Raw genomic sequence first — 21,026 nt, 5'->3', positions numbered from 1 at the left:
ATGGCGACGGCAGACGCAGCGGTCGATCTCAAGACCCCGGGGGAGATCGCGAAGCTCGCGGGGCTCCTCGCGCTCGTCGCGCTCCCGCTGTTCGTCTCGGAGTACCAGGTCTCCACGTGGTCGACGTACCTCACGTTCGCGCTCCTGGCGCTCTCGATCGATCTCGTGTGGGGGTACACCGGACTGTTGACGCTCGGCCACGCGGCGTTCTTCGGCGCGGGGGCGTACGTCACCGCGAAGCTGTTGAAGGAGGTTCCCGCCGTCCCGGACGCGGCGGTCGTGTTCGTCGTCGCACCCGCCTTCGCGGCGCTGCTCACGCTCGGGCTCGGCTGGTTCCTCTTCAGCGCGGACGTGAAGGGGTCGTACTTCGCGATCACGACGCTCATCGTCTCGATCATCTTCGAGAGCGTCGCCGGCGAGTTCGTCGGCTTCCTCGGCGGTTTCAACGGGATCTACGGGGTTCCGTCGATACAGGTCGTCGGCTTCGAGCTGACGGCGACGATGAGCTACTACCTCGCGCTCGGGATACTGGTCGGGTCGTACCTCTTCCTGCGGTTGCTCGTGGGCTCCGCGTTCGGTCGCGTCCTGCGCGGGATCCGCGGGAACCAAGAGCGGACGGAGTTCTTCGGCTACGACACGCAGCGGTACCGACTCATCGTGTTCACCCTGAGCGGAGCGATGGCCGGCGTCGCGGGCAGTATGTACGCGACCATCGACGGGTTCGTCTCCCCGCCCCTCTTGGGCTTCGTGCTGTCGACGCAGGTGGTCATCTGGATCGCCGTCGGCGGCCGCGGAACGCTCATCGGGGCGGTCTTCGGAGCGATCCTCATCCAGTATCTCAACTCGACGCTGAGCGACGTGCTGATCAACTACTGGGAGATGGGCCTCGCGGTGCTGTTCATCGCGGTGGTGATCGGCGCGCCGCGAGGGATCGTCGGTCTCCTCTCCGATACCGTCGAGGGAGTCCAGACGAGCCTCGATTCCGCGAACCGAGGCGACCTCGGAGCGGGAGGTGAGCTCGATGACTGACACCGAGCCGCTGCTTCGGGCCGAGGGGTTGACAAAGCGCTTCGGCGAGTTCACCGCGGTCGACGACGTCGATTTCACGGTCCAGCCGAACGAGACGAAGGCTCTGATCGGTCCCAACGGGGCCGGAAAAACGACCTTTCAGAACCTCCTGACGGGGAAGCTCTCCGCGACCGAGGGCACGATCACGTTCGACGGCGAGGACGTCACGCACGTGTCGCCGCACGAGCGCGCACAGCGCGGAATCATCCGAAAGTATCAGATCACGAGCGTCTACGAGGACGAAACCGTCCTGGAGAACATGCGACTCGCGTTCCGGTCGCGGGCGTCGTCGCCGTGGGAGCTGCTCCGAACGCACGACGACAGCGACATCCGCGACCGGATCGAGGAGTTGCTCTCGATCGCGAACCTGCACGACGAGCAGCACACGACGGTCGGCACGCTCTCGCACGGCGAAAAGCAGTGGCTGGAGATCGTGATGGCCGTGGGCGCCGAACCGGAGTTACTGCTCCTCGACGAGCCGACCTCCGGGATCAGCGTCGGCGAGACGGACGACACCGTCGACCTCATCGAGGAGATCAGATCGAAGGAAAACGTCGCCATCGTCGTCATCGAACACGATATGGATTTCATCAGAAAGGTCTCGGAGAGCATCACCGTTCTCGATCGTGGCGAAATCATCGCCAGCGGAACGATCGACGAGATAGAGAACGACGAGACGGTACAGCGGATCTACCTCGGGGAGGCAGCCGATGCTTAGGACCTCAGACGTCCAGATCGGCTACGGCGAAAGCACGGTCGTCTGGGACGTCGATATCGAGGTCGAAACCGACCAGATCGTCGCGGTCCTCGGTCGCAACGGCGTCGGGAAGACGACCTTGCTCCGGGGGATTATGGGTCTCAACGACCTCCAGGGCGGCCACGTGTTCCTCGACGGCGAGAACGTCTCGACGCTGCGACCGTTCGAGATGGCCGCGAAGGGCGTCGGCTACGTCCCCCAGTCGCGGGACATCTTCGGGGCGATTTCCGTCGAGAACAACATCCGGCTCGGAAGCGCGAGCAGCGACGAGTTCCTGTTGAAATCCGACGTTCCGCCGTTCATCTACGAGTACTTCCCGGCACTCGAAGAGAAATCGGGAGCAAAGGGTGGGACGCTGAGCGGGGGGCAGAAACAGCAACTGGCGATCGCCCGAGCGCTCAACGCCGATCCGAGCCATCTGTTGCTCGACGAGCCGTCGGAGGGCATCCAGCCGTCGATCGTGCACGAGATCGGCGAGCAGCTCAAGCGCATCCGAGACAACCGCGGGATTTCGGTACTCATCGTCGAGCAGAACCTGAACCTCGCGATGGCAGTCGCGGACTACTGCTACGTGCTCGAGACGGGTCGTGTCGTCGAGCAGGGGACGCCCGAAGAGATCGAATCCTCCGGCGCCGTCGACGAGTACCTCGCCGTCTAGACCGGGTCGGGGCCGTCGACCGGCTTCGATCGGGTCCCGCGAAGCCGGCCCGACCGACCGCCTCAAGTGCCTGTGCCCCCAACGAACTCCCGATGAGCGACACCTCCGGGTCGAGTCCGCTCTCGCCCGACAGACCGGTCGGAGAGCGGGAGTTCCGCGTCGACGCCCCGTTCGAGCCGGCGGGCGACCAGCCCGAGGCCATCGAGCGACTGGTCGAGGGGTTCGAATCGGGGATGGAAAAGCAGACGCTGCTCGGCGTCACGGGTTCGGGGAAGACCAATACCGTCTCGTGGACGGTCGAGGAGCTCCAGCAGCCCACGCTGGTCATCGCCCACAACAAGACGCTCGCCGCGCAGCTCTACGAGGAGTTCAAGAACCTCTTTCCGGACAACGCCGTCGAGTACTTCGTCTCCTACTACGACTACTACCAGCCGGAGGCCTACGTCGAACAGACCGACACCTACATCGACAAGGACATGTCGATCAACGAGGAGATCGACCGGCTGCGACACTCCGCGACGCGATCGCTGCTGACCCGCGACGACGTCATCGTCGTCGCGAGCGTCTCGGCGATCTACGGGCTGGGCGACCCGAAGAACTACACCGATATGGCCCTCCGCGTCGAGCGGGACGAGCGACTCGACCGCGACGAACTGCTGGCGCGCCTCGTCGATCTGAACTACGAGCGCAACGACGTCGACTTCCAGCAGGGCACGTTCCGCGTCCGCGGCGACACCGTCGAAGTGTACCCGATGTACGGCCGCTACGCCGTCCGGATCGAGTTCTGGGGCGACGAGGTCGACCGCCTGACGAAGCTCGATCCGCTCACGGGCGAGGTCGTCTCCGAGGAGCCCGCCACCCTGATCCACCCCGCCGAGCACTACTCGATTCCCGAGGAGCAGTTAGCGGAGGCGATCTCGGAGATCGAGGAACTGATGGAAGACCGCGTGAAGTACTTCGAGCGGCAGGGCGACCTCGTCGCCGCCCAGCGCATCGAGGAGCGGACGACGTTCGACATCGAGATGCTCAGAGAGACGGGCTACTGCTCGGGCATCGAGAACTATTCGGTTCACATGTCCGACCGCGACAGCGGCGAGGCGCCCTACACGCTCTTGGATTACTTCCCGGAGGACTTCCTCACCGTCGTCGACGAGTCCCACCAGACCTTGCCGCAGATCCGCGGGCAGTACGCCGGGGACAAATCGCGAAAGGACTCCCTCGTCGAGAACGGCTTCCGGCTCCCGACGGCGTACGACAACCGCCCGCTGACGTTCGAGGAGTTCGGGGAGAAGACCGACCGCACGCTCTACGTGTCGGCGACGCCCGGCGACTACGAGCGGGAGCACTCCGAGCAGATCGTCGAGCAGATCGTTCGGCCGACCCACCTCGTCGACCCCGCCATCGAGGTCGCAGACGCCACCGGACAGGTCGACGACCTGCTGGACCGGATCGACGAGCGGATCGAACGCGAGGAGCGCGTGCTCGTCACGACGCTCACCAAGCGGATGGCCGAGGACCTCACCGAATTCCTCGACGAGTCCGGCGTCGACGTGGCGTACATGCACGACGAGACCGACACCCTGGAGCGTCACGAACTGATCCGCGACCTCAGACTGGGGAACATCGACGTGCTCGTCGGGATCAACCTCCTCCGGGAAGGCCTCGACATCCCGGAAGTCTCGCTCGTGGCCATCCTCGACGCCGACCAGGAGGGCTTCCTCCGCTCGGAGACGACGCTCGTCCAGACGATGGGTCGGGCCGCGCGGAACGTCGAGGGCGAGGTCGTCCTCTACGCCGACGAGAAGACCGATTCGATGGCCGCCGCGATCGAGGAGACGCAGCGTCGCCGGCGCATCCAGCGGGAGTACAACGAGAAGCACGGCTTCGAGCCGAAGACCATCGAGAAGGCGGTCGGCGAGACGAACCTCCCCGGAAGCGGCGACCGGAGCGAGCGGTCCCCGACCGACGAACCGACGGACGAGGACGAGGCGCGCGAACAGATCGCGTATCTGGAGGAGCGGATGGGGGAAGCCGCGGACAACCTCGAATTCGAACTCGCGGCCGACATCCGCGATCGGATCCGCGAGCTCCGACAGGAGTTCGGGATCCGGGAGGACGACGAGGGATCCCGCGGCGACGACGGCGTCGATCCCGGCGCGGATCCGCTCGACGGCGCCGACCTCTCGGTCGACGACGGGATCCCGCCGGAAGATACCTGACGGGGGCGACTTCGGAGTCGCGTGCGGTCGTGACGACGACGCGCCTTCGTACGTGAGAAGATCCCACGACGGAACCGAACCTCAAAACTTATTTTTCGGTCGTCGCTATCCGGCGGCTACGATGTATGCAGAGTCGGTCGGCGTCGGTATCAGTAACGAACGTCGCCGGAGCGCACTCGGGGGGATCACGTAGATGAGTCGCCGTGGGGCCGTGGCCGGGCGAACGGACGTGGGCGTTCGAAGATCGGACGTGGGCGTTCGAAGATCGGACGTGGGCGTTCGAAGATCGGACGCTGACGTCCAGCGGTCGGACGCTGACGTCCAGTTGGCGGATGCGGACGCCCGGGGATCCGGCGTGCCCGAGCTGTCGATTCGACCGGAACCGGCCGATCCCTCGATCGCGCAGCGACCGAGCATTCTCGACGACTGAACGCTACGAGACCAATGACATCAACCCCCTACAGCCGCGTCCAGCGGTCGTTCCTGCGGTACCAGCACATCTTCGTGTTTCTCGCGCCAGTCGTTTTCATCGCCGGGGTGTTCTTCGGCGCTCCCACGCCGAGCGAGGCGGGGGCGAGCTACTGGCTGGAGTACTGGTGGTTGTTCCCGGCGTTCCTGCTCGGTGCCACGATCGTCAACACCGTCGGGATCAGCGGTTCAGCGATCTTCGTGCCCTTCCTCATCTTCGTGTATCCGCTGTTCGCGAATCCGCTGGACCCGCCGACGATCGTGAAGGTCGGGCTGATCAGCGAGGCGTTCGGGCTCTCGAGTTCGTCGATCGCGTTCATCCAGTACGGACTCGTCGACCGGCGACTGGCGGTCGCGCTCGTCGGCGGAGCAGTCCCCTTCGTCGTTGCGGGCGCGCTCCTGTCGTTCGTCATTCCGGAACCGCTCTTCCACGGGCTGCTCGGTATCGCACTCCTCGCCGCGTCTTACCTGCTGTTCAAGACCGATCTCGATCACGAAGGAGACAGCACAGGCGACAGTGTCGACGCCGAAGGCGAATCGGATCCGGCCGTCGACGGCGACGTCGAAACCGCGACCGACGGCGGCCACGCGGAGATGCCGGACGATCCCGGAAAGCTCGGGCCCGCGGGCGTTCGCACCGACGAAGACGGGAACGTGACGCGTGTCGACCGCGAGGGCGACGACTACCGGTACACCCGCGAGGGATATCTCCGTCGCTTCGCCAACTACAGCATCGGCGGGACGTTCCAGGGGCTCGCCGGCTTCGGCGTCGGCGAACTCGGAATCATCTCGATGCTCGGGACGAAGGTCCCGGTTCGGATCGCCATCGGGACAAACCACATCGTGGTCGCGCTCACGGCGATATTGGCCTCGCTGGTCCACGTGTTCGGCGGCGGTCTCGTCGGCGGTCACAGCCTCAGTCTCGCCTCGACACCGTGGAACATGGTCGTCTTCACGGTTCCGGCGACGGTGACCGGCGGGCAGATCGCTCCCTACGTCTCGAACGCGCTCAGCACGTCGACGATCAAGACCTTCGTGGGCGGACTGTTCGCGGTCATCTCAGTCGCTCTCTTCCTGATGGCCGCGGGAGGGATCTGACGTGTACGAACGGGTACTCCTACCGACGGACGGGAGCGAGACCTCCCTAGCCGCGGCGACCCACGCCGGATCGCTCGCCCGGACAGCGGGCTCGGTGGTCAACGTGGTCTCGGTCGCGGATAGCCGGAACAGATTCGAGAGCCCGAGCAGCGGTCTTGCTCCGGAGGCGTGGCGCGAGACGGAGCGCGAGCGCGCCGAGGCAGCGATCGAGGAGACCGCCGCAGAGCTCCCGTCGGAGGTCGAAATCGAACGGACGGTCGTCACGGGTGTCCCACAGGACGAGATCCTCCGTCTTATCGAGGAGACGGCCGCTGAGATCGTCGTGATGGGAACTCACGGGCGGGAGGGGATCGACCGCTACCTGCTCGGGAGCGTCACGGAACGGGTGGTCCGTCACTCCCCGGTTCCCGTACTGACGGTTCAGGGCGACCCCACGACGGGTGACTAAGCGGACTCGTTGTCACTGACCCCGTTCGGGGACGCCCCCGAGCGGTACGAGCGATACAGATTGACGGCCAACCCTGCGACGAACGCGAGGAAGGCGACAGCAACGATCCACAGCGCGCTGGGATGTTCCAGTCCCAGATGAAGCGGAAGAGACATCGAATGACGATGGGCCGGGCGCTCACCTAATTGCTTTTATTTTCGATCGCACCGACGCGCATCTCGACGTAGCGACGGGACCACTCGAGGAGATGCCGCCGCAGTCGACGCAGAAACCGTTTCTCAGGGGTTTCGGGCGTCTTTCCATCGCCGGAGACGGCCGGACCACGCTCGTGACTCATATGTCAGACTCTATCAGGGTGCAAAATAACACTAACGATTGTTTATGATGTCCGGGGAGAGCGCGGACGGGTCGTCGCTAGCGGGTCTCGTACGCCTCGTCGATATTCAGTTCGACGTCGGCATCGGCCGCCGTTTCGCCGTCGTCGCGGCCGGGCAGGTCGCCGACGGCCTCGACGCCCTCGATTTCCTCGACCGCGGCGGCGATCTCGTCGATCTCGTCCAGACCGAGGAGTTCGCGCGTCTCGGCGTCGAAGTCGAGACTCTCCAGGCCGGCCGACTCCTGAACGTCGGAGCCGGTGAGCCCGCGGCCGTATCGGCCCAGGAGGCTCGTGAGTTCCTGCGGGAGGACGTACGTCGTCGACGGCGACGTTCCGATGGACGTCAGCGCGTCGAACCCGCGGTCGATCATCGCGCGCTCGCCCATCGACTCGGCGGACTTCGCGCGGAGGACCGTCGAGATGGCGTCGCCCTGCGCTTCGAGGATCTGGCTCTGCTTTTCGCCCTGCGCGCGAATGATGTTCGCCTGCTTGTCTCCCTCGGCGGTCTCGACCGCGGAGCGCCGCTCGCCCTGCGCTTCGAGGATCATCGCGCGGCGGCGGCGCTCGGCGGAGGACTGATCCTCCATCGCCGTCTGGACGGCCGCGCTGGGTTTGACGCTGCGGACCTCGACGCTCTCGACGCGGATCCCCCACCTGTCGGTCGGTTCGTCGAGTTCCGTCGCGATGCGGCGGTTGATCTTCTCGCGCTCCGAGAGCGTCTCGTCGAGCTCCATATCGCCGAGGACCGCCCGCAGCGTCGTCTGCGCGAGGTTCGAGACGGCGCGCTGGTAGTTGTCGACCTCGAGGAACGCCCGTTTCGCGTCCATCACGCGGATGTAGACGACCGCGTCGGCGGTGACAGGCGAGTTGTCGCGCGTGATCGCCTCCTGCTTCGGCACGTCGAACGTCTGGGTCCGCATATCGAACGTGTACGTCTTCGAGACGAACGGCGGGACGAAGTTGATACCGGGTTCCAGCAGTTTCCGGTACTCGCCGAACACCGTGAGCGCCCGTTTCTCGTAGGCGTTGACGATCTCGACGGCGCTGTAGACGGTCGCGATCGCGAGCGCGAGAACGCCGAGGCCGACCGCGACCATCGGATCGCCGCCGAAGAGGGTTCCGGCGACGAGGAGGGCGGCGGCGACGGCCGCGGCGGGGAGGAGCCAACCCGGGAGCCCCCGCGCGGAGACCCGACCGAGTTCGCGGAAGAGGTTCGCCATAGTCGACATTGTGATCCTGTGGCATTAAGCGTGTCCCGGCGAGCGAGCGTCGAAGACGGCCGAGATAGCGTTTCTCGGCGGTCAGCCCCCGGCAATCGGCCACCCGAAGGCACTTGATGGTGGCCGGTCAGGGATGTGGTATGCGTTTACCGAGTCCCGGTACCGACCGCGCGGCGCTGGAGGTCGAGGACCTGCTGAAGATCGTCCTGGTGCTCGTTGTCATCCTGCTCGTCCTCGAAATCTTAGACGCCGCGTTCGGATTCATTTTCAGCTTCGCCGGCCCACTCGTGGGCTTAGTTATTATTGTGCTGATCGTCCTGTGGCTGCTGGACCGGATCTGAACCGCGAGTTCCCCGCGGTTCTCCGAGGGCGCGCTACGGACAGTCGCTCCGGTCGACGGACTTTCGATCTGAGCCCTGCTCGACTGCCCGCGTCGCGCTCGACGACAGGTTCACGACCATCGTCCGTCCGCCGTAGCCGTGCGTCTGATCGTGTCCCCGGACGACGACGCAGGTGACGTCCGACGGAATCTCGACGGTATCGGAGCGGGTGAACGGCTGCCGGGAGTGGGCGTGAAGTAGCTCGCGTCGTCCGAGCCGCGTCCCGTCGAGTCGCTCTATCTGCCACCAGTTCGCGTAGCCGTCCTCGCCGTCGTCGTCGTGGTGCAGCGCCACGTCGAAGGTGTAGCTTCCCCCGTCGCCGTCGAACGCCACGTCGACGACGTTCGCCTCCCGGAGGTCGAGCTCCGGCTCCGAGGGGGAATCGGATCCGTTCGGGGTCGATCCGCCGTCATCCCCGTCGCTCGGGGCGGTTGTCGACGCACCGCCGTCGTCGCGCTCGGTCGATGTCGACTCGTCGTCACCACCGTTTCCGTCGGATCGCCCGCTACAGCCCGCCAACAACCCGACCGTCGACGTGCCCGCCAGTCCCGAGAGCACCGCCCGTCGGGACGTCGGGAGCAGTTCCCCTCGAGAGGCCGAGAGACGACCGAACATACCCGCGAATCACGCCCACCGGCAATAACGCTCACGGGGAATCGGCTCCCGACGGCTTCTTGCCCGCTGAAAACCCATTCCGGAGCGTGTTCAGTCTGAACGTCCCCGTTCCGGGACAGGTCGCGCGGCTCGCCTCGGAGCTCCACCCGGAGCTCACGCGCTTCGAGCGGATCCGCGAGCGCCACTCGCTCTTGGCGAAGCGCTTCGACACCGCGCTCGACGACGACGCCGACTCGCTGCCGCGACTCCGCGAGCGACTCCGACCCCTGTTGCGGAGCCACGGTGCCAAAAGCCTCGATCTGCGGGTGACCGGCCTCGACTACTTCGAGACGCCGCCGCGCGGCCCCGGACCGGTGGTCTATCTCGTCGTCGAGAGCGACGATTTGTACGCACTTCACCGCCGCCTGTGCGAGTCGTTCGGGACGGTCGAAGGGTTGGAAGGCGACGAGTACGATCCGCACGTGACGCTCGCCCGCGGCGGGCGGATCGCGGACGCCATCGACTTGATCGATCGAACGCGTATCGAGCCGGTCGAGTGGACGACCGAGGAGCTCCGGATCAGGGACTCGCGGTACCGCGAGGACACCGCGCGGATTCCGTTGTGACGAGGCGTCGTCGGAAGCCCGCTGTGACCGAGGCGTCGTCGCGAACGGCGCCACTACGAGCGCGGGCGGACCCGCATCGAGACCGGTTCCTCGGGGTGCATCGTCAGCGATCCGCGGAGGTCGAGCGGCCCGCTTCGGGCGGCGTCGAGTTCGTACTCCTGTGCGACGGTCGCGACGATGAGTTTCGCCTCCAGCAGCGACAGGTGCTTGCCGATACAGTGGCGCGGGCCGCCGCCGAACGGGAAGTACGCGAACCGGGGGCGGTCCGCCCGGCGCTCGGGAAGCCACCGGTCGGGATCGAACGCCTCGGGATCGTCGTACCACCGTTCGGAGCGGTGGGTGGCCCACTGCGAGAGCATCACGGCCGAGCCGTGCGGGATCCGGTAGCCGCCCAGTCGCACGTCGACCTTCGGTTCGCGGAAGACCACGTACACCGGGGGATACAGCCGCATCGCCTCCTGTATCACCCGTTCGAGGTAGTCGAGGTCGCGCGCGTCGGCCGCGGTCGGGGGCGCGCCCCCGCAGACCTCGTCGACTTCGGCCTGGACCCGGGCCTCGGCCGACGGGTGCTCCGAGAGGAGGTACCACGTGTACGTCAGCGTCAGCGCCGTGGTGTCGTGGCCGGCGAGCAGCATCGTCATCAGTTCGTCGCGGAGCTGCGCGTCGGTCTGCTCGCCGCGGCGCTGCGCTCGCAGCAGGATCGACAGCAGGTCCATCGGTTCGTCCCCGTCGGCGGAGCCGGCGGCCGGGTCGACCGCGGGATCGTCCTCGGTCCCGCGACGTTCGGCGACGATGTCGTCGATGACGCCTTCGAGCGTCCGAACGGAATCGCGGTACGCGCGGTTCTCCCGCGTCGGGGCCCAGTCGGGGACGAGAAACCGCATCGGATCCGGCTCGAAGCGCTGGCCGAGCGGTTCGAGGTGCTCCTGGATCGTCCGCGTCTGCTCGTCTGTGAGTCGCGACCCGAACATCGCTTCGACGATAATACGAACCGTCACGCGCGCCATATCGAGGTTTACGTCGCGCAGGTCGCCGGCGTCCCACTCGTCGACCATCTCGCGCGCGTGGCGGGCGATCAGCTCGTCCATCGACGAGATCCGCTTGGGGGCGAAGGCCGGCTGGGCGAGTTGCCGCTGTTTTCGCCACGTCTCGCCCTCGCTGAGCAGCAGGCCGTCGCCGAGCAGCGTTCCGATGGCGTCGTCCTGGAAGTCGGGCTTCCGGTACGTGGCGTCGTCGGCGACGAGGACCCGCTCGATGTCCGCCGGGTTGGTGAGCAGGTACGTCTCCAGCGGGCCGAGGTCGAACCGGACGACGTCGCCGTAGGCGGCCTCGACGCTCGCGAGGAACGTGAAGGGATCGCGCGCGTACTGGCGGCTGTTCCCGAACAGGGGTACGCCCGCGGGACCGGGTGGCTTCGTACGCATCGAAGAGTAGTTGGACTGGAGGCGTATGAGCCGTTCGGCCGTTTCGACCCGGGCGGGTCCGCGAGCAGCCGGCCCCGCTACGGCCGCGGCGGCGATCCCTCGTAGGCGTCGAGGTCGGCGTAGAAGTTCAGCATCGAGAACTTCAGTTTATGTGGCGCGACGTCGACGAGTTCGATCCGCTCTTCGCGGGGGAAGCTCTCGCGGACGCCGTATTTCCCCATCTCGACGCTCTTCTGGGTGTAGCGCTTGTCGACGAGCAGTCGAACCCCGAAGTCGTCTGGCGCGCGGATGACGCGACCGAGCGCCTGCCGGGTCTTCCGAATCGTCGGAATCTCCACCGCGTAGCGCCAGCCCGCGCCGTCCCGGTCGTCGTACGCGCGGTCGTAGGCGTCCTGGATCGCCTCTAATCGCTCCGAGAGGTGCGGGTACGGCACGCCGACGACCGCCACGGTCCGGGCGTCGTCGCCGTCGAAGCTCACGCCCTCCGCGAGCGTCCCCCACAGCGAGGTGAAGAGCGTCGCGTCGTCGCCGTCGACGAACGATTGCCGGAGGGACTCCGTGTCGACGTCCGAGCCGTCGAGCAGGAGCTGACTTTCTACGTCGGACCGGCCCCGGAGACGGTCGTGGTACCGCTCGGCCTCGGCGTAGGAGGGGAAGAACAGGAGCGCGTTCCCGGGCGTGAAGCGCGCCGCGTCCGCCAGCACGTCCGCGATCGCCGACTGGGTGTCGGGGTCCGCGCGATCGGAACTGAAAAGCGCCGGCGCTTCCACGGCGAGGGTTCGCCGGCGGTCCTCGGGGTACTCCAGTCCGTAGGCCATCGTGGCCGGGTCGTCGACGCCGAGGACGTCCTCCAGGACGTCGAACGGGCGCAGCGTCGCCGACATCAGGATGCTCGCGTGGACCTCCTCGAACAGCGTCTCGGTCACTTCTCGCGGGATACAGGTGTACAGTTCCGCGCGCCCGTACACCTCGTCGGTCCCGGAGTCGCGCCGCACCGAACACAGCGGGTGCTGTCCGAGGTCGCCGCCGTCGGCCATCCACGCCGCGACGAACTGTGCCGCCTGCAGCGTCTGGCACTCCGTCCGAGTCGTCGCCTCGCCCTCGCGGTACGCCTCCTCGTACTCCCGATCGAGCGTCCGACCGAGCTGGAGCGCGAGGTCGACCTCCGCGTCGATGCCGCGGCCCTCGTAGCGGTCCAGGAAGGCGAGCGTCAGGTCGTCCCGGCGGTCGGGGTTGGCGATCGAGAGGTCGTGCCAGTCGTCGCCGACCTGTTCGCGCTCGCCGAACCCCAGCGCCTCGTCGTACGTCGCCCGCAGCGCGCCCAGGAACGCCGAGAGGACGTTCTCGGCGGGCTCCGCGCGCGAGTCGTCGGCGTCCTCCAGCTCCGAGAGCGCCTCCTCGAGGGTGTTCTCGGTGAGCGCCCGGCTCGCGTGGTCGCGGGCGGCCGACTCGATGTTGTGGGCCTCGTCGAAGACGGTCACGACGTCCTCCGGTTCCCGCCCCAGCCACCGGAAGAACTGCTCGCGGATGTTGGGGTCCAGCAGGTGGTGATAGTTGCAGACGACGAGGTCGACCGCCTCCATCCCCTCCTTGAGGAGTTCGTAGCCGCAGAGCCGACGTTCCTCGGCGTACTCGTAGATCTCTTCGGGCGTCCTGACGTCCGCGAAGAGCCACTCGAAGAACTCGTCGTTGTCGCCCGCGAGGTTGTTGTAGTAGTGCTCGCAGACGTTGCCGTCGCGGAGCTCTTCGAGCTCGGACTCGACGTCGTCGAGTTCGTCTGTCACCGCGCTTCGGGCCTCGCCGGCCCCCTCCGCGCCCTCGCGAATCCGATCTAAGAGCGCCTCCGCCCGCTCGGTGAGTTCGGCGCGCTCCTCCTCCTTCTCGACGAGCGTTCGGGTCGTATCGCGCAGCGTCTGACACTCCTGGTATTCGACGTCGATGTGACACATCGAGGACTTACCCTTGAACACGACCGCCCGGACGGGCTCCTCGCGGGTGATCGCGCGGGCGTCGGCGACGAACTGGCGCATCTGCTGGTGGACGTTGGTGGTGATGACCACCGTCTTGTCCGTCCGCTGGGCGTACTCGAGCGCCGGGACGAGCGCCGAGAGCGTCTTTCCGGTCCCCGGGGCTCCTTCGAGGAGGACGTCCCGCTGGTCGTCTAGCGCCTCGGCGATCTCCGCCATCGCCGAGCGCTGGTTCGGATACGGCTCCTCGTAGGGGAAGAACCGCTCGTACTCGCCGGTCGTCGACACGGTGGTCTCTCCGCCCTCCTCGAATTAAAAGCCTCGGACGGTCGGAGCGTCCGATCGTAACCTAGATAGGAACGTTACCATCACGCATAGTTCTACCGGCCTCGTGCGTCCGGATCGCGCCGCCGAGATGCCGTTATTCGGGAGGGCGCGGTCTCTCTCTAGTATGGCGACCGAAACGAGCACGACGACGACAGCACAGATAGAAGAGAACGCGTGGCAGTACGGCGTCGTCGGCGGTGTCATCGCCGGCCTCGTGATGGGCGCGCTGATGGTGATGCAGATGCGCCCGGTCATCGAAGTGGCGATCCCCTCGATGTACTTCCTCTCGGGCGGGGCCGCGGGGATCACCGTCCACGTCGCCCACAGCGCGGTACTCGGCGTGGTGTTCGCCGCGCTCGCCTCGACGCAGGCCGATCTGACGCCAGTGAGAAGTCTGGCCTTGGGCGTCGGGTACGGCGTGGTCCTGTGGGTCGTCCTCGCCGTCCTCGTGATGCCGGTCTGGCTCTCGGTCGTCGGCTCGCCGGCGAACCCGCCCCTGCCGAACGTGAACGTGATGAGCCTCGTCGGCCACGTGGTCTACGGCGCTGTCCTCGGCGTCGTCTACGCCGGTCTCCAGGGACGCTTAGACGAGAGACTCTGACAGGGGAGACGAGGGACGCTGACAGGGGAGACGAGAGAGGCTGACAGGGGAGGTGACTGGGGCGCTGACAGGGGAGACGAGAGAGGCTGACAGGGGAGGTGACTGGGGCGCGCGGCCGACAGTATAATACCGACCACTTCCGTCGGCCCTCCTATGGGTCGGGGGGCGACGCGGCTACTTTTGATCGCCGGCGTCCTCGTCGTCGGGTTCGGAGCGCTCGCGGCTCCGACCGCAGCGGCGACCGACGTCGGGAGCGATGACGTCGCGAACGCGACGGCGGTGGAGAGCGCTACGGCGAACGCGACGGCGGTGGAGGATACGGCGGCGAACGCGACAGCGGCGGACGTCACGTCCTCGATAGCGACGACGAACGCGACGGGTTCGATCGCGTCCTCGACGGTGGCGGCGAACGCGGCGCAGTCGACCGCGACCGCCAGCGGCGGATCGAACGTCGAACTCACCCAACACCTGCGGCTCGTGCCCGAGCGGCCGGGGGTCTACGGCGTCGCCCACCGGTATCGGCTACCGGAGGGGCTCCGTCGGCTGGAGGTGACGCTGCCGGCGGAGTCGACGATCGTCTCGACGACCGGGTTCGATCGACGCGAGGACCGCACCTACGAGTGGGACGGTGCGACGTCGAATCCCCGGATCGAGTACCGGACGCCGGCGAATCGCACCGTCGACCAGACCGGGCCCATCGGCGCTCCCGGGCGGCTGACCTTCGTCGACGTCGGCGAGTGGGCGCTCGTCTCCGCACCCGCGACGTCCCACAGTTGGGGGTGGGTCGGAACCGAGTCCGTCGGCTTCGAGCGGTCGATGACGACGGACGAGGGGGCGACCGGCGGCACGGTGGCCTACCTCGGCCCCCACGAGGAGTACACGCACACGGCACACGGCCAGGAGTTCCGGCTGATCGTCCCCGACGCGGCCGACCTCGAGGAGTCGCCCGAGGAGCTGTTCGCATCGCTCTCGGCGGCCTCGGACCGGCTGCGAGTCGGGGACCGCGACGAGACGGTGTTCCTCGTCGCCGCGCCGACGCCAGAGGGGATCGAATGGGGCGTCCGCGGCCTCCATACCGGGGGTTCGGATATGTGGGTTCGGGACGTCGAGCGCCTCGACGAGGCGAACAACGTCTGGCTCCACGAGTACGTCCACAGCCGTCAGGCGTACACGGCCGCCGAGGACAGCCGCTGGTTCACCGAGGCCAGCGCCGTCTACTACGCCGCGCTCTTGACGCTCGAACAGGAGCGGATCACCTACCCCGAGTTCCGCGCGCGCCTGGCGCTCGGTGAACGCGACTACGGCGGGTCGGTTCTGACCGAACCGGACACCTGGCAGCGCAACGCGAACTACCACGTCGGCGCGCTCGTGGCCGGCGAACTGGATCGACAGATCAGGCTCTCGACCGGCGGCGACGCGTCGCTGCAGGAACCCTTCCGACGGATGAACGCGAAGGGCGATGTCGTCGCGGCGTCCGACGTCCGGTCGTATCTGTCGGTCACGGGCGGTGACTCGGTCGCCCGAGCGAGCGACCGGTACACGAAGACGACGACCCGACCGACCGCGTGGAGTGTCGACGAGCACCGCGAGGCGTTCGGCGACCTCCCGGACCCCGCACGGATCACCTACGCGATACCGAGCGGGGGCGACGCCGTGCGCGTCGGCGGCCCGTACCGCAACCGCTCGCTGGGATCGGAGCGACCGGTCGTACTCGTCCCGGGCGAACGGCTCGGGGTCGACGTCGTCGCGACTAACTTCGGCGGGAACGACGGCGATTACGAGGCCACCCTCCGCGTCGACGACGAGCCGCTGACGACGCGGACCGGCCAGCTCGCTCCCGAGGAGTCGACGACGCTGACGTTCGAGCACGCGTTCGACAGTCCCGGTGAGCGCGTCGTCTCCGTCGGCGACGCGACGCTCCGGGTGTCAGTCAGAGAGCCGGCGCCGGCGCAGGTGAGTAGCTTTTCGGCGAACAGAACGGACCTGTCGGCCGGCGAGTGGGTGGAACTATCCGCGAACGTGCGCAACGACGCCGACTACCCCGGCGAGGTAGCCCTCGCGTTTGCCCGAGACGGCGAACCGTTCGAGACGCGGACCGTCCGACTCGACGCCGGCGCAGACGCGACAGTCACGACCGCGGTTCGACTCGAAGAGCCCGGAACGTACGTGTTCGGTCTCGGAAACGCGTCCTCGGAGACGGCCGTCGTCACGGTTCCTGCCGGGAACGCTGGCGACGGCGGCGAACAGACGGATACCGGCACGCCCGGGTTCGGCCCCGTCGTCGCCGTCGTCGGGGTCGTCGCGCTCGGCGTCGCGGCGGTCGTTCGACGCAACCGTGCCGAATGAGATCGGGCAGCGAGGCGACGGGCGGCTCTGGGGCCGAGGCGGCACGACAACGGTCGTGCCGAGGTGGAAGAGAGGGAAAACGAGACGGGAACGAAACGCGGTCGACGCCTACGCGTCGAGCAGTTCGACGAGCAGTCCCTTCTGGGCGTGCAGGCGGTTCTCGGCCTGATCCCAGACGAGCGCGCGGTCCGATTCGAGCACGTCGTCGGTGATCTCCTCGCCGCGGTGGGCGGGCAGACAGTGCATCACCTGCGCGTCGGAATCGGCGAGCAGGCGCTCGTTCACCTGGTAGCCGTCGAAGGCCGCCAGTTTCTCGTGGCGCTGGTCCTCCTGACCCATCGAGATCCAGACGTCGGTGTAGACGACGTCCGCGTCGTCGACGGCGTCTTTCGGGTCGTCGACGATCGTCGGCTCGTGGCCGAGGTCTGCGGCCTGTTCGAGTACGTCGTCGTCCATCCCGTAGTCCTCGGGCGTCGAGACCGTCAGGTCCAGGCCGACCATCGCCGCGCCGATCACGAACGACTGGCCGACGTTGTTGCCGTCGCCAACCCAGGCGACCTCCACGTCGTCGAACCCGCCGAAGGCCTCCTCGATGGTCAGCAGGTCGGCGAGCGTCTGACAGGGGTGGGCGTCGTCGGTGAGGCCGTTGACCACCGGGACGTCGGAGTACTCGGCGATCTCGACGAGGTCCTCGTGGTCGAACAGCCGCGCCATCACGGCGTCGACGTACCGCGAGAGGACGCGGGAGGTGTCAGAGAGCGGTTCGCCGTGACCGAGTTGGATGTCGTCGGGACCGAGGAAGATGGCGTGGCCGCCGAGCTGTGTCATCCCGGTCTCGAACGAGATCCGGGTGCGGGTGCTCGGCTTCTCGAAGAGCATCCCGAGCGTCTGATCGGGCAGTGTGACGTCGTCCTCGCCGGCCTTGATCGCCGCGGCGCGGTCGATGACGGTCTCCAGTTCGTCGGTCGTCAGGTCGTCGATGTCGAGGAAGTGGTCGGTTTCGAGCATCTCTCTCACTCCTGCAGGCGCTCGCAGACGTCGACGAGCACGTCGATCGAGCTGTCGTACTCCGCGAGGTCGAGGTGTTCGTTCGGCGCGTGATCCAGGTCCGAGTCGCCGGGGCCGTAGGTCGCCATCGGGCAGTCCCACGTGCCGGCGAAGATGTTCATATCGCTGGTGCCCGTCTTCCTGAGCAGTCTCGGCTCGCCGCCGGCCTGCCGAATCGCGACGCGGAACGCGCGGGCGACCGCCGTGCGCGGACTCGTCATCACGGGCGGGATCGGCTTCTCCCAGTGGACGCCGCCGCGGGTGAGTTCGCCCTCGGCGACCTCCCTGATGTCGTCGATGGTGAACTTCGGCGGGACGCGGAACTGCACGTCGACGGTCGCCTCGACGGCGAGGCCGTCCTCCGTGGGGCCGCCGTCGAAGCGGACCGGCTTCGTCGTCACGGTGTCGAAGACGCCGTCGGACTCGTCCTCGTCGAAGAAGTCCGCGACGCTCGACCACCAGTTCACGGCCGACTGGATGGCGTTGTCCTCCGGGCGCGAGGAGTGGCCGAGTTCGCTCGTCGAGACGTACGTCCCCGAGAGGAAGCCGCGGTAGCCGAGGGTGATCCCGTCCCAGCCCGAGGGCTCGCCGTTGATGACCGCCTCGGGCGGGTCGCGGTCCTCGACGAGGTGCCACGACCCGCGGGAACTGGTCTCCTCCTGGACGACGCCGACGAAGGAGACGCCGGTCTCGACGGCCGCGACGGCCATCGCTGCCAAGGGACCGGTCGCGTCGACGCTCCCGCGACCCCACAGCACGCCGTTCTCGACCTTCACCGGGACGTCGCCGGGGACGGTGTCGATGTGGGAAGTCAAGAGGACCGAGTCGTCCGCGGGCGCGCGGACGTTGCCGACCTCGTCGATCCACACCTCGCGGTCGTGTTCCTCGAAGAAGGCCTTCAGACGCTCTGCAGCCGCGGTTTCCTCCCCGGACGGCGAGGGAATCGAGACCAGGTCCGCGAGCAAGGTCTGTGCCTCGGTCAATCCGTCCGTGAGCCCGTCCTGGACGTCGAAGACCTCGTGTTCGGTCGCGAAGGCCATCCCGCCGTCGCGGAGGAGTTCGGAGGTCCCGTCGGCGTCGAAGTCGGCGTACATCGCGTCGGGATCCGTCGGCGCGTCCTCGGCCGGCGGCTCGTCGGTCTCCTCTGGGTCGACCGTCTCCTCGGGGTCGAGTTCGATGCTCATCCGAGCACCTCCACGAAGGAGTCGACGAACTGGTCGGCGTGCGACTCGTCGATCACGAGCGGCGGGAGCAGGCGGACGACCGTCCGGCCGGCCGGCAGCGCCAGCACCTGCTCGGAGAGCGCGAGGTTCTTCAGCACGCGGTTCGCGCCGCGCTTCACCTGAATACCGATCATCAGGCCGACGCCGCGCACCTCGCGGACGGGCAGGTCGTGTTCGTCGGTCGCCGCCTCCAGTTCGCTCCGGAGGTACTCGCCGATCTGGGCGGCGTGACCCGGAACGTCTTCCTCGACGACCGTGTCGAGCGTGGCGTTGGCCGCGGCGCAGACCACGGGGCCGCCGGAGAAGGTCGACCCGTGGTCGCCGGGGTTCTCCGCGATCCAGTCGGCCACCAGGGTCGCGCCCAGCGGCAGGCCGTTCGCGATGCCCTTCGCGGAGGTGAGGATGTCGGGTTCGACGCCGACGCCCTCGCAGGCCCACAGGTCGCCCGTGCGCCCGACGCCGGTCTGGATCTCGTCGAAGACGAGCGCCGCGCCCGCGTCTTCGGTCACTTCGCGAGCGTGGCGGAGGTACTCCGCGGAGGCGGGGTGGATGCCGCCCTCGCCCTGGATCGGCTCTAAGAACAGGGCGGCCGTCTCCTCGTCGACGGCCTCGGCGAGCGCCTCGCCATCCCCGTAGGGGACGAACTCGACGCCGCCGGCCAGCGGCTCGAACGGCTCCTTGTACTTGTCCTTCCAGGTCATCGCCAGCGACCCCAGCGTCCGGCCGTGGAAGCCGCGCTTGGTCGCGACGATCTTCGAGCGCCCCGTCGCGGAGCGGGCGAACTTCATCGCCGCCTCGTTGGCCTCAGTCCCGGAGTTACAGAGCCAGACGTTGTCGACGTCGCCCGGCGCGAGCGTCGCCAGTTTCCCGTATAATTCGGTTCGGACGTCGACCGGATACGACGCCTGGACGTACGTCAGCTTCTCGGCCTGCTCCTGGACCGCCTCGGTCACGGCGGGGTGGGAGTGGCCGAGCGAGGCGACGGCGTACGAGGCCCCGAAGTCGAGGTACTCCGTGCCGTCTTCGCCGTAGAGATACGCCCCCTCGCCCGATTCGATCTGGATGGGTTTCTCCGAGAAGACGAATCCGCCGCTCATTGTGCCACCTCCGTCTCGTCGGCGTCGTTGTCGTCGCCGTCGGCGTCGCTGTCGGCGTCACTTCCGCCCTCGGGATCGGCGACCGCGCTCGCGTCGATGTGCGTCCCGTCGCCGTCGAGCGCCGACAGGATCGGATCGTCGGCGTTCGCGTCGGCGACAACGACTTTCACCGCGCCGCCGTCGAGCGCTTCCTTTGCCGCCATCACTTTCTTCGTCATAAACCCTTCCGCGGCGTTTTTCAAATTGTCAAATTCGTCGGGCGTCGACACCGACTCGATCAGCGTCGACGCGTCGTCGGGATCGGCGTAGACGCCGGCGACGTCCGTGAGGACGACCAGTTCCGCGCCGAGCGCGCCGGCGACGGCCGCCGCGGCGCGGTCGGCGTCGGCGTTGACCGCGACGCCGTCGTCGGCGAGCATCGGGACGGTCACGACGGGAGTGTACCCATCGGCGAGCAGCGTCTCCAGCAGCGCGCCGTTCACGTCGGTGATCTTCCCCGAGTGGTCGCCGCGCTTGATCTTCTTTTTACCGTCCTCGATCACCCGGACGGCCGACTTGCGCGGCCCGGTCAGGAGGCCGCCGTCGACGCCGGAGAGGCCGAGCGCGTCGACGTCGGCGTTGCGGAGGGTGACGGTGAGGTCGGTATTCAATTTTCCAGGCATCACCATCGAGAACACCTCCATCGTACGCTCGTCGGTGAAGCGCCCGACGACGCCGCCGGGCGTCTCGACGTAGGTCGGTTCCTCACCCAACTCTTCGAGCGTGTCGTCGACGGCAGTCGAGCCGCCGTGGACGACGACGACGTTCCGTCCCTGGTCGACGAGCGCCGCGACGTCCGCGACCGCACCGGCGGGATCGACCGCGCGTGCGCCGCCGACCTTCACGACGACTGGTGGGAGCGACGCGTCGCCGCCGTCAGTGACGACGCGCTCGGCAGCGACGCCGCTATCGGCGTCCGTCGCGGGTCGACCGCCGTCGGCGCGAAGCTGTCGCGCCGCCTCGGTCTCGAACTGCTGCGTCTGGCGGGCGTCGCGTGTGTCGTCGTGTGTGGTGGGTTCGGTGGTCATACGTGTCCTTCGTGG

The 21,026-nt window shown here is 67.5% G+C and carries 21 protein-coding genes; 11 read left to right on the top strand and 10 right to left on the bottom strand.

Going from position 1 to position 21,026, the window contains the following annotated elements; all coding sequences use genetic code 11:
• The 7 genes from NO876_RS00565 (at position 1) to NO876_RS00535 (ending at position 6,716) form a co-directional block, all read left to right on the top strand.
• Positions 1 to 1,029: a branched-chain amino acid ABC transporter permease gene (locus NO876_RS00565; RefSeq protein WP_256419732.1), complete on the top strand. Its 1,029-nt coding sequence runs from the start codon at positions 1 to 3 to the stop codon at positions 1,027 to 1,029.
• A complete protein-coding gene (locus tag NO876_RS00560) occupies positions 1,022 to 1,786 on the top strand; it encodes an ABC transporter ATP-binding protein (RefSeq protein WP_256419731.1) in 765 nt (254 codons plus the stop codon). Before NO876_RS00565 ends, NO876_RS00560 begins: the two co-directional genes overlap by 8 nt.
• Positions 1,779 to 2,483 (top strand): ABC transporter ATP-binding protein, encoded by a 705-nt coding sequence (locus NO876_RS00555; protein ID WP_256419730.1) that lies wholly within the window; start codon positions 1,779 to 1,781, stop codon positions 2,481 to 2,483. Before NO876_RS00560 ends, NO876_RS00555 begins: the two co-directional genes overlap by 8 nt.
• Before the next feature lie 92 nt (positions 2,484 to 2,575).
• The gene (gene uvrB / locus NO876_RS00550) at positions 2,576 to 4,702 is read left to right on the top strand and encodes an excinuclease ABC subunit UvrB (protein ID WP_256419729.1); all 2,127 of its coding nucleotides are present in this window, start codon (positions 2,576 to 2,578) and stop codon (positions 4,700 to 4,702) included.
• A 193-nt stretch (positions 4,703 to 4,895) separates the two neighbouring features.
• Positions 4,896 to 5,132 carry a hypothetical protein gene (locus NO876_RS00545; RefSeq protein WP_256419728.1) on the top strand — a complete coding sequence of 79 codons (237 nt, stop codon included), beginning with the start codon at positions 4,896 to 4,898 and terminating at the stop codon, positions 5,130 to 5,132.
• A gap of 14 nt (positions 5,133 to 5,146) precedes the next feature.
• A complete protein-coding gene (locus NO876_RS00540; RefSeq protein ID WP_256419727.1) occupies positions 5,147 to 6,268 on the top strand; it encodes a sulfite exporter TauE/SafE family protein in 1,122 nt (373 codons plus the stop codon).
• Position 6,269: 1 nt separating this feature from the next.
• Complete coding sequence (locus NO876_RS00535) at positions 6,270 to 6,716, top strand: universal stress protein (protein WP_256419726.1); 447 nt, start codon at positions 6,270 to 6,272, stop codon at positions 6,714 to 6,716.
• Here the strand turns inward: NO876_RS00535 and NO876_RS00530 are convergent.
• From NO876_RS00530 to NO876_RS00520, 3 genes are all read right to left on the bottom strand, one after another.
• Positions 6,713 to 6,871 carry a hypothetical protein gene (locus NO876_RS00530; protein ID WP_256419725.1) on the bottom strand — a complete coding sequence of 53 codons (159 nt, stop codon included), beginning with the start codon at positions 6,869 to 6,871 and terminating at the stop codon, positions 6,713 to 6,715. The two genes, NO876_RS00535 and NO876_RS00530, sit on opposite strands and share 4 nt — an antisense overlap.
• 26 nt (positions 6,872 to 6,897) lie before the next feature.
• Complete coding sequence (locus tag NO876_RS00525) at positions 6,898 to 7,053, bottom strand: hypothetical protein (RefSeq protein ID WP_256419724.1); 156 nt, start codon at positions 7,051 to 7,053, stop codon at positions 6,898 to 6,900.
• Between the two features lie 77 nt (positions 7,054 to 7,130).
• A complete protein-coding gene (locus NO876_RS00520; protein WP_256419723.1) occupies positions 7,131 to 8,312 on the bottom strand; it encodes an SPFH domain-containing protein in 1,182 nt (393 codons plus the stop codon).
• Positions 8,313 to 8,452: 140 nt separating this feature from the next.
• Between NO876_RS00520 and NO876_RS00515 the strand changes: the two genes are divergently transcribed.
• Positions 8,453 to 8,653, top strand: coding sequence for a DUF7554 family protein (locus tag NO876_RS00515; RefSeq protein WP_256419722.1), 201 nt, complete (start codon positions 8,453 to 8,455; stop codon positions 8,651 to 8,653).
• Between the two features lie 33 nt (positions 8,654 to 8,686).
• Here the strand turns inward: NO876_RS00515 and NO876_RS00510 are convergent, their stop codons facing one another.
• Positions 8,687 to 9,307, bottom strand: a complete 621-nt coding sequence (locus NO876_RS00510) for a hypothetical protein (protein WP_256419721.1) — start codon at positions 9,305 to 9,307, stop codon at positions 8,687 to 8,689.
• Between the two features lie 86 nt (positions 9,308 to 9,393).
• Between NO876_RS00510 and NO876_RS00505 the strand changes: the two genes are divergently transcribed.
• Positions 9,394 to 9,912, top strand: coding sequence for a 2'-5' RNA ligase family protein (locus NO876_RS00505; protein WP_256419720.1), 519 nt, complete (start codon positions 9,394 to 9,396; stop codon positions 9,910 to 9,912).
• Between the two features lie 53 nt (positions 9,913 to 9,965).
• Here NO876_RS00505 and NO876_RS00500 read toward each other — a convergent pair whose 3' ends face one another.
• Positions 9,966 to 11,336 carry a cytochrome P450 gene (locus tag NO876_RS00500; RefSeq protein WP_256419719.1) on the bottom strand — a complete coding sequence of 457 codons (1,371 nt, stop codon included), beginning with the start codon at positions 11,334 to 11,336 and terminating at the stop codon, positions 9,966 to 9,968.
• A 77-nt stretch (positions 11,337 to 11,413) separates the two neighbouring features.
• Positions 11,414 to 13,591: an ATP-dependent DNA helicase gene (locus tag NO876_RS00495; RefSeq protein ID WP_345780721.1), complete on the bottom strand. Its 2,178-nt coding sequence runs from the start codon at positions 13,589 to 13,591 to the stop codon at positions 11,414 to 11,416.
• 163 nt (positions 13,592 to 13,754) lie between these two features.
• Here NO876_RS00495 and NO876_RS00490 point away from each other — a divergent pair, with 163 nt between their 5' ends.
• Together NO876_RS00490 and NO876_RS00485 are read left to right on the top strand one after the other, a co-directional pair.
• Positions 13,755 to 14,231 (top strand): DUF6789 family protein, encoded by a 477-nt coding sequence (locus NO876_RS00490; RefSeq protein ID WP_256419718.1) that lies wholly within the window; start codon positions 13,755 to 13,757, stop codon positions 14,229 to 14,231.
• 153 nt (positions 14,232 to 14,384) lie between these two features.
• Positions 14,385 to 16,577, top strand: coding sequence for a M61 metallopeptidase family protein (locus NO876_RS00485; RefSeq protein WP_256419717.1), 2,193 nt, complete (start codon positions 14,385 to 14,387; stop codon positions 16,575 to 16,577).
• A gap of 108 nt (positions 16,578 to 16,685) precedes the next feature.
• On the opposite strand, the gene argF is transcribed toward NO876_RS00485, so the two are convergent.
• From argF to NO876_RS00465, 4 genes are all read right to left on the bottom strand, one after another.
• A complete protein-coding gene (gene argF, locus NO876_RS00480; RefSeq protein ID WP_256419716.1) occupies positions 16,686 to 17,585 on the bottom strand; it encodes an ornithine carbamoyltransferase in 900 nt (299 codons plus the stop codon).
• Positions 17,586 to 17,590: 5 nt separating this feature from the next.
• Positions 17,591 to 18,664 (bottom strand): [LysW]-lysine hydrolase, encoded by a 1,074-nt coding sequence (locus NO876_RS00475; RefSeq protein ID WP_256420227.1) that lies wholly within the window; start codon positions 18,662 to 18,664, stop codon positions 17,591 to 17,593.
• 140 nt (positions 18,665 to 18,804) lie between these two features.
• A complete protein-coding gene (locus tag NO876_RS00470; RefSeq protein ID WP_256419715.1) occupies positions 18,805 to 19,944 on the bottom strand; it encodes an aspartate aminotransferase family protein in 1,140 nt (379 codons plus the stop codon).
• Positions 19,941 to 21,011, bottom strand: a complete 1,071-nt coding sequence (locus tag NO876_RS00465) for an acetylglutamate/acetylaminoadipate kinase (protein ID WP_256419714.1) — start codon at positions 21,009 to 21,011, stop codon at positions 19,941 to 19,943. Before NO876_RS00465 ends, NO876_RS00470 begins: the two co-directional genes overlap by 4 nt.
• Positions 21,012 to 21,026: the final 15 nt, after the last annotated feature.

This window comes from Halobellus rarus (assembly GCF_024494595.1).
Classification (GTDB): domain Archaea; phylum Halobacteriota; class Halobacteria; order Halobacteriales; family Haloferacaceae; genus Haloquadratum; species Haloquadratum rarum.
The sequence above is the reverse complement of the archived record's forward strand: the minus strand, read 5'-3'. Positions and strand labels throughout refer to the sequence as shown.